This window comes from Curtobacterium poinsettiae, assembly GCF_025677645.1.
GTDB classification, from domain to species: domain Bacteria; phylum Actinomycetota; class Actinomycetes; order Actinomycetales; family Microbacteriaceae; genus Curtobacterium; species Curtobacterium poinsettiae_A.
This window is the reverse complement of sequence record NZ_CP106879.1, coordinates 3,322,855-3,335,344: the sequence shown is the minus strand read 5'-3', so window position 1 is coordinate 3,335,344 and position 12,490 is coordinate 3,322,855. Positions and strand designations below refer to the sequence as shown.

Annotated in this window: 10 protein-coding genes; 2 read left to right on the top strand and 8 right to left on the bottom strand. The window is 69.8% G+C overall.

The annotated features are described in order from the left end of the window. Window positions 1-5 precede the first annotated feature (5 nt). Complete coding sequence (locus OE229_RS15925) at window positions 6-404, bottom strand: DUF3253 domain-containing protein (protein WP_262138832.1); 399 nt, start codon at window positions 402-404, stop codon at window positions 6-8. Window positions 405-485: 81 nt separating this feature from the next. Here OE229_RS15925 and OE229_RS15920 point away from each other — a divergent pair, with 81 nt between their 5' ends. Further along, a complete protein-coding gene (locus OE229_RS15920) occupies window positions 486-1,823 on the top strand; it encodes an alpha-amylase family glycosyl hydrolase (RefSeq protein WP_262138830.1) in 1,338 nt (445 codons plus the stop codon). A gap of 71 nt (window positions 1,824-1,894) precedes the next feature. On the opposite strand, the gene mmsB is transcribed toward OE229_RS15920, so the two are convergent. The 3 genes from mmsB to chvE form a co-directional block, all read right to left on the bottom strand. Then, complete coding sequence (gene mmsB, locus OE229_RS15915) at window positions 1,895-3,076, bottom strand: multiple monosaccharide ABC transporter permease (protein ID WP_027466160.1); 1,182 nt, start codon at window positions 3,074-3,076, stop codon at window positions 1,895-1,897. After that, the gene (mmsA, locus tag OE229_RS15910) at window positions 3,063-4,616 is read right to left on the bottom strand and encodes a multiple monosaccharide ABC transporter ATP-binding protein (protein WP_182064762.1); all 1,554 of its coding nucleotides are present in this window, start codon (window positions 4,614-4,616) and stop codon (window positions 3,063-3,065) included. The genes mmsB and mmsA overlap by 14 nt, the downstream gene beginning before the upstream one ends. 102 nt (window positions 4,617-4,718) lie before the next feature. After that, complete coding sequence (gene chvE / locus OE229_RS15905; RefSeq protein ID WP_182064761.1) at window positions 4,719-5,846, bottom strand: multiple monosaccharide ABC transporter substrate-binding protein; 1,128 nt, start codon at window positions 5,844-5,846, stop codon at window positions 4,719-4,721. Window positions 5,847-6,025: 179 nt separating this feature from the next. Here chvE and OE229_RS15900 point away from each other — a divergent pair, with 179 nt between their 5' ends. After that, window positions 6,026-7,075: a LacI family DNA-binding transcriptional regulator gene (locus OE229_RS15900; protein ID WP_182064760.1), complete on the top strand. Its 1,050-nt coding sequence runs from the start codon at window positions 6,026-6,028 to the stop codon at window positions 7,073-7,075. Window positions 7,076-7,137: 62 nt separating this feature from the next. On the opposite strand, the gene OE229_RS15895 is transcribed toward OE229_RS15900, so the two are convergent. The 4 genes from OE229_RS15895 to OE229_RS15880 form a co-directional block, all read right to left on the bottom strand. Further along, window positions 7,138-8,091, bottom strand: coding sequence for a carbohydrate ABC transporter permease (locus OE229_RS15895; RefSeq protein ID WP_027466164.1), 954 nt, complete (start codon window positions 8,089-8,091; stop codon window positions 7,138-7,140). A 4-nt stretch (window positions 8,092-8,095) separates the two neighbouring features. Continuing rightward, complete coding sequence (locus OE229_RS15890) at window positions 8,096-9,064, bottom strand: carbohydrate ABC transporter permease (RefSeq protein ID WP_262138827.1); 969 nt, start codon at window positions 9,062-9,064, stop codon at window positions 8,096-8,098. Window positions 9,065-9,162: 98 nt separating this feature from the next. Continuing rightward, a complete protein-coding gene (locus OE229_RS15885; protein WP_262138826.1) occupies window positions 9,163-10,479 on the bottom strand; it encodes an ABC transporter substrate-binding protein in 1,317 nt (438 codons plus the stop codon). Next, a complete protein-coding gene (locus OE229_RS15880; RefSeq protein WP_262138824.1) occupies window positions 10,476-12,461 on the bottom strand; it encodes a glycoside hydrolase family 127 protein in 1,986 nt (661 codons plus the stop codon). Before OE229_RS15880 ends, OE229_RS15885 begins: the two co-directional genes overlap by 4 nt. Window positions 12,462-12,490: the final 29 nt, after the last annotated feature.

Here is a 12,490-nt window from a genome sequence, read left to right as displayed (position 1 = left end):
TTCCCTCAGCGCGGGCGACGGATGCGGATCGGCCCCTTCGCCGTCGACGGGTCGACCACGGAGCCGCCCTGCGTGATCTCGACCTCGCCGCGGGCCACCATGCGGCGGGCGGCTCGGCGGGCGGGTTCCATCAGCGGCCGCCAGTCGTCGGGCTCGAGCGACCGAGCGACCTCGGACGGGCAGATGCTCGAGGTCCGTGCGCGCGCGGCGAGCAGCTCGTCGATGCGCTGTTCGAGGGCCCGGTCGGTGGCGTCGACTCCGTGCTTGCGGCACGCTGCGGAGCAGTACCGCGCTTCCGGTGCCGCCGACGAGGGCATCGTTCGCCCGCACGACGCGCACGTACGTTCGGCGTGCTCCGCCTCGTTCGCCGCAGCGTCCGCTGCCGTCCTGATCGCGCGTCCCATGCCCTCATCCTCGTCCTGCTGCTCCTGTCCGTTCCCAGCACGAGCACACCCGACGCAGGTCCGGCTGGCAGCATCGGACCGGTGAACACCGACACCGCACCCACCCGTCACCCCGAACCCGCGTGGGTCGAGCACGTGATGTGGTGGCACGTCTACCCGCTCGGTTTCGTCGGCTCCGAGGTCCGCCCCGCGGCGCCCGTGGGGGAGCGTCCACTCGAACACCGCCTCGACCGCCTAGCCGGGTGGCTCGACCACGTCGTCGACCTCGGTCTGAACGGCCTGTTGCTCGGCCCGGTGTTCGCGAGCTCGACCCACGGGTACGACACGGTCGACCACTTCCGCATCGACCCGCGCCTGGGCGACGACGCCGACTTCACCGCCCTGGTCGCGGCGGCGCACGAGCGGGGCGTTCGGGTGCTGCTGGACGGGGTGTTCAACCACGTCGGCCGTGAGCACCCGGCGTTCCGCGCGTTGTCCGATTACGGCCCGGAGGCGCCGACCGCCGACCTGTTCGCCATCGACTGGTCCGGTTGGCAGCCGGGGCAGCCCGTGCCCGTCGGACTGTTCGAGGGCCACGACATCCTCGTCGCGCTCGACCACGACAGCCGCGCCACCGAGGACCTCGTGGTGGAAGTGATGACGCACTGGCTGGCCCGCGGCGTCGACGGTTGGCGGCTCGACGCGGCGTACGCGGTGCCGCCGGCGTTCTGGGCGCGGGTGCTGCCGCGGATGCGGGAGCGGTTCCCGGACGCCTGGTTCAGTGGCGAGGTGATCCACGGAGACGCGGCGGCGATCGCTCGCGACTCGACGATGGACTCGCTGACCCAGTACGAGCTGTGGCAGGGGATCTGGCACGGCATCGCGGACCGCAACGGTCACGAGCTCGCGCACGCGATCGAGCGGCACGACGCGCTGCTGGCCACGTTCGCCCCGACCACGTTCGTCGGCAACCACGACGTCACCCGGATCGCGAGCGCGGTGGGGGAGCGGTTCGCCGGGCACGCCGCCGCCGTGCTGTTCACGGTGGCGGGGACCCCGGTGGTCTACGCGGGCGACGAGTACGGCTGGACCGGGGTGAAGGAGGAACGCGAGGGCGGCGACGACGCGGTCCGCCCGGAGTTCCCGGCCGAGGTCCCGACGCCGACGGACCTGACCCACGCGTACGAGGCGCTCATCGCCCTGCGTCGCCGCAACCCGTGGCTGCACCGCGCGCACACCGACGTCGTGCACCTGACGAACACCGCCGTGGTGCTGCGGACCGCGACGGCGGACGCCGCCGTGGTGACCGCCCTGAACCTGTCGGACGATCCCGTCGAGGTGCCCGTGGCCGACGCGACGCAGGTCGAGGCGGGCGGGGCCGATCTCGGGGACGGGACCCTGCGCCTCCCGGCCGGGGGTTGGGCCGTCCTGTCCCGCTGAACGCGGAAGCGACAGAAGTGCACGGCTGTTCCGTGCACTTCTGTCGCTTCGGCGGGGGCGACTCCGACGCGTTACTTGCGCGCGGACGCCGCCCGGCGCTTGTTGAACACGTCGAACGCGACGGCGGCGAGCAGCACCAGACCCTTGATCAGAGACTGGAACTCGGTGCCGACGCCGAGGATCGACATGCCGTTGTTCAGCAGACCGATGATGAGACCACCGACGATGGCGCCCGGCACGGTGCCGATGCCGCCGGTGACGGCCGCGCCACCGATGAACACGGCGGCGATGGCGTCGAGCTCGAAGCCGTTGCCCGCGCCCGGTGCCGCCAGGTTGAGCTGGCCGGTGAAGACCACGCCCGCCAGGGCCGAGATGACACCCATGTTGACGAAGAGCAGGAACGTGACGCGCTTCGTCTTCACACCCGACAGCTGCGCGGCCAGGGCGTTGCCGCCGATCGCGTAGATGTGACGGCCGAACACCGCGCTCCGCATGACGACCGAGTAGATCACCACGAGGGCACCGAGCACGACGAGCACGATCGGGGTGCCGTTGTAGCTGGCGAGCAGGAGCGCCACGTAGATCACGAGCACGGCACCGAACGCCGTCTTCACGATGAACCAGGCGAACGGCTCGCTCTCGAGCTGGTACTTGCGACGCGTGATGCGACCGCGGAACGCCGCGATCACCATGACGGCCGCGGCGGCGAAGCCGAGGATCATCGTGAGCGGCTCGTACCCGGTGGTGCCGAAGGACGGCAGGAAGCCGGAGCCGAGCGAGCGGAAGCCGGCGGGGAACGGCGAGATCTGCTGGTTCTGCAGGACGATCTGGGCCGCGCCGCGGAACGCGAGCATGCCCGCCAGCGTCACGATGAACGCCGGGATCCCGAAGTACGCGATCCAGAAGCCCTGCCACGCGCCGACGAGCGCACCGACCACCAGGCAGAGCACGACCGCGATCGGCCACGGGATGTTCCACTGCGTGATCATCACGCCGGCCATGGCGCCCGTGAAGGCGACCACCGACCCGACCGACAGGTCGATGTGGCCGGCGATGATGACCATGACCATGCCGATGGCCAGGATGAGGATGTAGCTGTTCTGGACGATCAGGTTCGAGACGTTGATCGGGGCCAGCGTGATGCCGTTCGTGGTCACCTGGAAGAAGATGACGATGACGATCAGCGCGATGAACAGGCCGATCTGTCGGAGCTGCCCGGTGAGGTAGCCGACGGCGGACTTAAGCGCGTTCATTGACAGGGGTCTCCCGTTCCTGGGTCATGTACTGCATGAGGACCTCGGGCGTCGCCTCGGCGCGCGGGACGTCGGCCGTGATGGTGCCCTCGGAGAGGGTGTAGATGCGGTCGCAGATGCCGAGCAGTTCGGGGAGCTCGGAGGAGATCACGATGACCGCCTTCCCCTGGTCGGCGAGCTGGTTGATGATCGTGTAGATCTCGTACTTGGCGCCGACGTCGATGCCGCGGGTGGGCTCGTCGAGGATGAGCACGTCCGGGTCGGCGTACATCCACTTCGACAGGACGACCTTCTGCTGGTTCCCGCCGGAGAGCTTCCCCGTCACGACGTCGACGTTCGGCGCCTTGATGTTGAGGCTCTTGAGGAACTGGCTGGCGACCGTGGTCTCCTCCGAGGAGTTCACGAAGCCCCAGTTCGCGAGCTTGCCGAGCGCCGACCCGGAGATGTTCCGCTTGATGTCGTCGATCAGGTTCAGGCCGTAGCGCTTGCGGTCCTCGGTGACGTAGGCGATGCCGTTGTCGATCGCCTGCGAGACGGTGTGCGTCTTGATCGGGGTGCCGCGCTTGTAGACGGTGCCGCTGATGCCGGTGCCGTAGGACTGGCCGAAGACGCTCATCGCGAGTTCCGTGCGCCCGGCGCCCATGAGCCCGGCGATGCCGACGACCTCGCCGGCGCGGACGCTGAGGTTGGCCTGGTGGATAATCTCGCGCGACGAGTCGAGCTGGTGGTGGACGGTCCAGTCCTCGATCCGCAGCAGTTCCTCGCCGATGACGGGGTTCTCGCGCTCGGGGTACCGGTTCGACAGGTCACGGCCGACCATCCCGCGGATGATCCGGTCCTCGGACACGTCGTCGGCCCGCATGTCCAGGGTCTCGATGGTCTTGCCGTCACGGATGATCGTGACCTTGTCCGCGATCGCCTTGATCTCGTTGAGCTTGTGGCTGATGATGATCGCCGTCATGCCCTCGGCCTGCAGCGAGCGGATGAGCTCGAGCAGGTGCGCGGAGTCGTCGTCGTTCAGCGCCGCGGTGGGCTCGTCGAGGATGAGGAGCTTCACCTCCTTCGAGAGCGCCTTCGCGATCTCGACGAGCTGCTGCTTGCCGACACCGAGGTCGACGACCTTGGTGACCGGGTTGTCCTTCAGCCCGACGCGCTTGAGTAGCTCGGCGGCCGTCAGGTTCGTCTTGTTCCAGTCGATGAAGCCGCCCTTGGACTGCTCGTTGCCGAGGAAGATGTTCTCGGCGATCGACAGGAACGGGCTGAGCGCCAGCTCCTGGTGGATGATCACGACGCCCGCAGCCTCGGAGTCGTTGATGTCCGCGAACCGCACGGGTTCGCCGTCGAGCAGGATCTCGCCGTCGAAGGAACCGGCCGGGTAGACACCCGACAGCACCTTCATGAGCGTCGACTTGCCCGCGCCGTTCTCGCCGCAGATCGCGTGGACCTGGCCGCGCTCGACCTCGATCGAGACGCCCTGCAGGGCCTTGACGCCGGGGAACGTCTTGGTGATGTCCCGCATCTCGAGGATGGTGTCCGCCATGTGGACGCCTTTCCGTCGTGCGCGCGTGGGCGCGCTGGTGGAGACGGACGGGAGGCGCGGTGCGGGCTGGCACCGCGCCTCCGGTCCGTGAGATGGACCTGACTACTTCAGGTCGGCTTCGGTGTAGTACCCCGAGTCCACGAGGACTTCCTTGTAGTTGTCCTTCGTGACGACCGTCGGCTGGAACAGGAAGGTCGGGACGACCTTGACCTTGTTGTCGTAGCTCTTCGTGTCGTTGACCTCGGGCTCCTTGCCGCTGAGCAGGTCCTCGGCCATGGTGACCGACTGCTTGGCGAGCTTGCGCGTGTCCTTGTAGATCGTCGAGTACTGCTGACCGGCGATGATCGACTTGACCGAGGCGGCCTCGGCGTCCTGGCCGGTGACGGTCGGGAGCGGACGGTCGCTCGTGCCGTACCCGGCGCCCTGCAGCGCCGAGATGATGCCGATCGAGATGCCGTCGTACGGCGAGAGCACGCCGTCGAGCGTGGTGCCGCCCGAGTAGGACTTGGCGACCAGGTTCTGCATGCGGGCCTTGGCCGTGGCCGGGTCCCACTGCTGCGTGGCGGCCTGGGACAGCTCGTCCTGGCCGGACTGGATCTTCAGCGTGCCGTCCTCGAGGTACGGCTTGAGCGTCTTCATGGCGCCGTTGAAGAAGAACCCGGCGTTGTTGTCGTCGAGCGAACCGGCGAAGACCTCGATGTTGAAGGGGCCCTTCTCGCCGGTCTTCTTGCCGTCCGCGTCGAGCACACCCAGGCCGGTGAGCAGGCTGTTCGCCTGGTCGACGCCGACCTTCTCGTTGTCGAAGGACACGTAGTAGTCGACGTTCTTGTTGCCCGTGAGCAGGCGGTCGTACGAGATCACCTTGATGCCGGCCTTGGCGGCGGCGTCGAGCTGGTCGGAGAGCGCGCCACCGTCGATCGACGCGATGATCAGGACCTTCGCGCCCTTGGTGATCATGTTGCTGACCTGCTGAGCCTGCTGCTGGACCTTGTTGTCGCCGTACTCGAGGTCGACCTTGTAGCCGGCCTTCTCGAGGTCGCTCTTGACGGCGTTGCCGTCCTTGATCCACCGCTCGGAGACCTTGGTGGGCATGGCGACGCCGACGAGGGCGCCCTTGTTGTCGCCGCTGCCGCCACCGTCGGTGGATGCACGGCCGCCGGCCGAGCAAGCGGCCAGCGAGATCGCGATGCCGACGGCTGCGACGCCCGCGATGATCCTGCGCTTCATCATCGAAGTACCTCTGTTCCTTTACGTCGTCCTCGACGCCTCGGGTGCCGGGGCTGCTGTGCCCCGTGGGATGCGCTCGTGTGAGCGCTCACATCTTGTGGGTTCCGTGACGGGGTGTCAACTCAGCGTCGCCGTTTCGTGATCTTGCCGCGGTGGCCGGACCGAGCGGTACGGTTGGCGACGTGAGCACCACGACCGCCCCCGAGGGCAGGGGCGGCAAGCGCCGGAAGGCCCCGACGATCTTCGACGTCGCCGAGCGTGCGGGCGTGTCCCACCAGACCGTCTCCCGCGTGATCAACGGCGACCCGACCGTCCGCGAGCAGTACCGATCACAGGTCACCGACGCCGTCACGGAGCTCGGGTACCGGCCCCGCGCCGCGGCCCGCGCCCTCGCCGGAGGGCGGAGCAAGGCCCTCGGCATCATCACCGCCGGCGATGCGCTGTACGGTCCGTCGAGCACCTCGATCGGCTTCGAACGGGCGGCCCGTTCCGCCGGGTACCACGTGCTGCTGTCCACGCTGCCGGAGGAGCCGCGGCCGTCCGACCTGTCCGGCGCACTCACCACGCTGCTCGCGCAGGACGTCGCAGCGATCGTGCTGGTCGCAGCCGACAACCGGGTGCTCGACGCCCTCGCCTCACTCACCGTGCCGGTCACGGTGCCCGTCGTGGTGTCGAACGCCGTGCAGCGCGACGCCGTCCGGACCCCGGTCGCGCCGAGCGTCGCCGCCGTCGCCATCGACCAGGCGGCAGGCACCGCGCTCGTCATGCAGCACCTGTTCGACCGCGGACACCGCCGGATCGTGCACATCGCCGGGCCGCACGTGTCGCAGGAGTCCGAGGTGCGCCGGGCGACCTACCTGCGGATCATGCAGGACGCCGGGCTCGAACCCGTCGTGCTCGAGGGCGACTGGACCCCCGCGAGCGGTTTCGCGGCCGCCCGGCACATCGACGTGACGACGGTCGACGCGGTCTTCGCCGGCAACGACCAGATGGCGCTCGGGGTGCTGCACGCCTTCGCCGACGAGGGGCTGCGGGTCCCCGACGACATCGCCGTGGTGGGGTTCGACGACGTCCCCGAGGCCGCGCACTTCACGCCGCCGCTGACCACCGTGCGGCAGGACTTCCGGGCGATGGGGGAGCGGGTGCTCGACACCGTGCGGGCACTGGTCGAGGGGGAGCCCCGCGACGAGACGCTGCTCGCGCCCGAGCTGGTGGTGCGGCGCAGCACGTAGGCCGCACCGGTCGGCGCCCCTCGCACGGTGCGAGGGGCGCCGACAGCGAGCTGACCCGACCGTCAGCCCTTCAACGCCCCGGACGACAGCCCGGCGACGTAGAACCGTTGCAACCCGACGTAGAGCGCGATGCACGGGATCATCGCCACCACCGACCCGGCGACGAGGTTGCCGTAGGACACCTGCCCGTACGCCCCGGTCTGCAGGTTGAGCAGCGCGACCGGCAGCGTGTACAGCGAGTCCTTCGTCAGGAACGTCAGGGCTCCGAGGAACTCCGTCCACGACGCCAGGAACGCGTAGAGCGCCGCGGTCGCCGCCCCGGGCAGGAGCAGCGGGCGGAGCACCGACACGACGACCCGGAAGCGCGAGGCTCCGTCGACGAAGGCCGAGTCCTCGAGCTCGGTGGGGATCGACTCGAACGCGTTGCGCATCACGAACACCCCGAACGGCAGGTTCACGGTCGTGTAGAACAGCACGAGCCCGAGCAGCGAGTTCGTCAGCCCCATGGCGTTCATCTCGAGGTACAGCGGCGTGAGGATGGCCTGGAACGGCACCATCATCGTCAGCAGCACCAGCCCGAACACGAGTCCGGCGCCCCGGAACCGGAAGCGTGCGAACCCGTAGCCCGCCATCGTCGCGATCACCGCGGTCAGCACCGCCGTGGCGATCGACACGATGAGCGAGTTCACGACGCCGGTGAGCAGGTGCGACGACGAGGCGAAGACGGCGGCGAAGTTCTGCCACCCGAGCTGGAAGAACGTCGCCGGGTCCGGGGCCTGCGTGATGACGGCCTCGGACTGGAACGCCCGCAGGATCGACCAGATGAGCGGGACGCCGAACACGAGGGCCGAACCGATGCCGGCGATCGCGTACAGGGTGCGCTTGACGGTGGTGTCGCGCGGGTGCTGGACGCTGCCCTGCTGGTGGCGCCGACGTCGGCCGTCGCCCGTCGTGGTCAGCGTCCTGGTGGACAGGTCCGGCGCTGCGAGGGCCGCACGGGAGGTCGTGGTGCTCATGGCGTCAGTCCTTCTCTCGCAGTGCCCAGAACTGGAACACCGTCACGGCGGCGATCACCACGACGAGGGCGATCGACTGGGCGGTCGCCGCCCCGAGCTGCAGGTTCACGAACCCGCGGTTGTAGATCGCGTTCACGATCGTGGTGGTCTCGGTGCCCGGGCCGCCCTGGGTCAGGATGTAGAACTGGTTGAACGCCAGGAGCGACCCGATCACCGAGATGATGACGCTCAGCGCGACGGTCGAACGGATCATCGGGAACGTGATGAGGCGCTCGGTCTGCCACCAGGACGCCCCCTCGAGCTGCGCCGACTCGTAGACCTCGTCGGGGACGCCCTGCATCGCCGACATGAGCAGCACCATGGTCAGCCCGGACACCGCCCAGACCACGAGCACGCAGATGAGCAGCGTCGCCAACGGACCGTTCACGAGCCACGCGGTGCTGCCGTCGGTGATCCCGAGCCAGCGGAGCACCATGTTGACGGCGCCGGAGTTCGGCTGCGCCTCGAGCACGAGCATGAACGAGAGCGTCGTCAGGCCGACCACGTACGGCAGGAAGAACACCGTCCGCAGGATCGTGCTGCCACGGCGGCGTGCGCGGACGAGAACCGCGAGGAAGTACCCGAGCGCCAGGATCGGCAGGGTCACGATCGCCGTGTACAGCAGCGTGTAGCCGATCGCGTGCACGAACGTCGGGTCCTGGAACAGCGTCAGGTAGTTCTGCAGCCCGATGAACCGGTACGGGCCGATCAGGGGCCAGTTCGTGAACGAGATGTAGAGCGCGAACACGAGCGGGACGAGCACGAAGACGGCGACGAACAGGATCGCCGGGGCGACGAGGACGGCGCCGGTGCGCGGCGGGTGGGTGAGCGAGCTGCGGGTCCGGACGGAACCGCCGCGCCCCGGGCCGCGGCCCACGGTGGGGCGGCCCGGGCCGGTCCGGCCGGCGGGGCGCCGGGTGGAGATGGTCGACATGCGTGCACCTCTCTGTGCATCAACAAGAGCGAGACGAGCGAGACGAGCGGGACGAGTCAGAGCCCGAGACGGGCGACAGACGAGCGGAGCAGGCCGGCTCAGGCCTGCACCTGGTCGAGGATCCGCTGGTAGTCGGACTGCGCCGTCCGCATGGCGGCAGCGCTCCCCGACCCGAACACGGCCTGGCGGAACATCGCGAAGTACGGCGACGACGGCTGGTTGTTGAGCAGGTTGTACGCCAGCGTCTGCGGTGCGTAGCCCTTCTCGATCGCGTCGAGGGGCCCGTACGCCAGCGGGAACCGCTTGCGGTACTCCGGGGTGGCGGCGTCGGACCGCGTCGGGAAGTACCCGCCGTCCGGCAGCGCCTGCTGCTGCTGGAGGCCGTTCGCGTACTGCATGAACGCCCACCCGCCGGACGGGTTCGCTGCTCCGTTCGGGATGCACATGTTGTCGCCGCCGTCGAAGAACGACCGCCGGCCGTCCCACGACGGGATGAGCACCGTCTGCATCTTCGCCCGCATCGCCTTGGTGGCCGCGGGCACGGTCGCCCCGTACGAGGTCGGGAAGATCCCCACCTTGCCGGCCCGGAAGTCGGCGCCCCACGTGGTGCCCGCGTCGGAGTACGTCGCCTTCGACAGCACGCCGTCCTTCCACAGCTGCCGGTAGAACTCGAGCATGCGTTCGAGGGCCTCGTTGCCGGTGATGTTCGCCCGCTGGGATCCCACCTCGCCGGTCATCATGTCGACTCCGGTCGCCCAGACGTGCGGCTGCGTGACGAAGCCGATGATGCCGGCGGCGTTGCCGGAGATCGACCAGCCGTACACGTCGTCGTCGAGCTTGCGGATGGCCTTCGCCGCGTCGAGCAGCGTGGACAGGTCCTTCGTCGACTCCTCGACGTCGAGGCCCGCGCGCTCGAACAGCTCGGTGTTCACGAACAGCTGCGAGTTGTCGGCCAGGTAGGGCAGGCCGTAGTACCGGTCGCGGTACTCGAGCAGCCGCAGGTGGCCGGGTGAGATCGCGTCGAAGTAGTCGAGTCCCTGCACGACGTCGGTGAGGTCCGCGAAGGCCTCTCGGAAGATGAACAGCTGCGAGTTGATGTCGTCGATGTCGACGACGTCCGGCGGCTCACCCCCACGGATCGCGGTCGCCAGCTTGGTCACGTACTGCGCGTCCGGCACGGGCGTCAGCTGGACCTGCAGCTCCGGGTTCGCCTTGTTGAACCCGGCGACAGCGGACGTCAGGCCGGCCTGGGTCGCCGACCGGCACCACACCTGCACGGTGCCGGTCGCGTCCTTCCCGAAGCTCGCGGGCTTCGCGACGACCTTCGGCAGGGTGCCGGAGCACCCGGCCAGGGCGAGGGCGGCTCCGCCGGCGACGCCGCCGACGAGGAACGCACGGCGGTCCACGCCGGTCACCGCGCCAGCGGGAGCCAGACGCGCATCGGCGCGGCTCCCCGGTTGGCCCACGCGTAGTACGGGACCGCGGTCGCGGTGACGTCGCGACCGGCCTGGAGGCCCGTGGTGGCGCCCTGCGGACCAGCCACGTCGTCGACGCTGGTCGCGTCGCGGGCCGTGGTCGCGCCTCCCGGACCGTCCAGCCGCTGGTACGGCCAGGCCGGCTGCACGTGCTCGGCCGGGGCGTGCCCCGGGATCCGCAGCGTGACGACGCCGTCGAGCAGGTCGTCGCGGCGCTCCTCGGTGATCGGCGCGTCCGCGTCGACCGTCAGGTCGTCGACCGTGAAGCCCTGCTGGTCCGCCTGCTCGACCGCGTACACGAGCGGGCCGCGCTCGATCGCGACCTGCCCACGGGCGGCGTCGATGCGGGCGTCGGCGACGTAGCGGTGCGGCGTCGTGTCGAAGAGGAGCTCGACCGTGTCGCCCGCCGACCACTCGCGGTCGACGACGTGCAGCGTGCCCGCCGCAGGGTTCGCGGACCCGTCCGGACCCGTGACGGTCGTGGTGTCCGACCAGGCCGGGATCCGCAGACCCAGGGCGAGCGGGCCGTCCTCGGTGACCGTCACGCGGACGCGGCCGTCGTGCGGGTAGTCGGTCTCGACCCGCACCGGGCCGAGGTCGGCGGTGGCGTACTGGTGGACCTGCAGCCCGCCGTCGGTCGCGGTGGCCAGGTACCCGTCGAGGCTCGCGAACGTCCGCATGATGTTCGGCGGGCAGCAGGCGCAGTCGAACCAGCCGCGGCGGCCGTGCGCGGGCGAGCGGTTCTCGTCCTGGTGCGCGTGGTCACGCTGCTGCAGCGGGTTGACGTAGAAGTACTCGGTGCCGGCCAGGCTCACGCCCGCGAGGAACGCGTTGTACAGCAGGCGCTCGATGGCGTCGGCGTAGACCGGCTTGCCGGTGGCGAGCAGCAGGCGCCAGGCCCACTGGACCCCGCCGATGGCCGCGCAGGTCTCGGCGTAGCCGCGGTCGGTCGGCAGCTCGTACGGGTCGCCGAACGCCTCCCAGTCCCACCGGGCCCCGAGTCCGCCGGTGATGAACGCCTTCGTGGCCATCATGTCCGCGAACTGCGTCTCGCTCGCGGCCAGGAGCTCGGTGTCACCGGTCTCGATCGCGACGTCCACGGCACCCGCGGCCAGGTACACGGCGCGGACGGCGTGGCCCTCGACGGTCGTGGCCTGCCGGCTCGGCACCCGGTCGGAGAAGTACGTCGGTTCGCCGCCGGCGCGCTCGATGATGCCGTGCCCGCGGGCGTCGACGAACCAGTGCGCCAGGTCGAGGTAGTCACGGTTGCCGGTCTCGCGGTACAGCTCGACGAGCCCCATCTCGACGACGGGGTGGCCGTCGACGTCCTGGACGTGGTCGTCGCCCGGGCCGAACGTGCGCACCAGGTGGTCGGCGTTCTTGATCGCGACGTCGAGCAGCCCGGTGTCTCCCGTCGCACGGTGCTGGGCCACGGCCGCCTGGTACAGGTGCCCGGCGCAGTACATCTCGTGGCTCCACTTGAGGTCCGTGTACCGCTCGCCCTTGCCGCGGACCTGCTGCACGGAGTCCAGGTACCCGTCGTCCGCCTGCGCCTGCGCGTACAGGGCGGTGACCTCGCGCTGCAGGTCGAGCAGGTCCTCGGCGGGGGCGCGGCCGTACTCCCACGCCACGGCTTCGAGCCACTTCGTCACATCGGAGTCCATGAAGATCGGGCCGACGGCCTCGCCCTCCTCGAGTCCGGCGGCGATGCGGAGGTTGCGGAAGTTGCCGGCCGTCTCCAGCTGCTGGTAGCCGCTGCGGACGGCGTCGCGGCCGTTGCGCTCCTGGCGGAGCGCCCAGAAGCCGCCGGTGATCCGGGCGTCGCCGGTCGGCAGCGGCCGGAGCGTGAGGTGCGCGTCGGCGGTCGGGAGGACCGGGGTCGCGGTGTGCGCGCCGCGATCGGTCGCGAGCGTGGTGGTCATGTCGCCTCCTTGCGATGTGACTGGCACCG

What these genes read in the sequence shown, in the direction of transcription:
- OE229_RS15925 (WP_262138832.1), bottom strand. Translation starts at nt 404, where the DNA reads ATGGGACGCGCGATCAGGACGGCAGCGGACGCTGCGGCGAACGAGGCG.
- mmsB (WP_027466160.1), bottom strand. Translation starts at nt 3,076, where the DNA reads ATGAACGCGCTTAAGTCCGCCGTCGGCTACCTCACCGGGCAGCTCCGA.
- mmsA (WP_182064762.1), bottom strand. Translation starts at nt 4,616, where the DNA reads ATGGCGGACACCATCCTCGAGATGCGGGACATCACCAAGACGTTCCCC.
- chvE (WP_182064761.1), bottom strand. Translation starts at nt 5,846, where the DNA reads ATGATGAAGCGCAGGATCATCGCGGGCGTCGCAGCCGTCGGCATCGCG.
- OE229_RS15895 (WP_027466164.1), bottom strand. Translation starts at nt 8,091, where the DNA reads ATGAGCACCACGACCTCCCGTGCGGCCCTCGCAGCGCCGGACCTGTCC.
- OE229_RS15890 (WP_262138827.1), bottom strand. Translation starts at nt 9,064, where the DNA reads ATGTCGACCATCTCCACCCGGCGCCCCGCCGGCCGGACCGGCCCGGGC.
- OE229_RS15880 (WP_262138824.1), bottom strand. Translation starts at nt 12,461, where the DNA reads ATGACCACCACGCTCGCGACCGATCGCGGCGCGCACACCGCGACCCCG.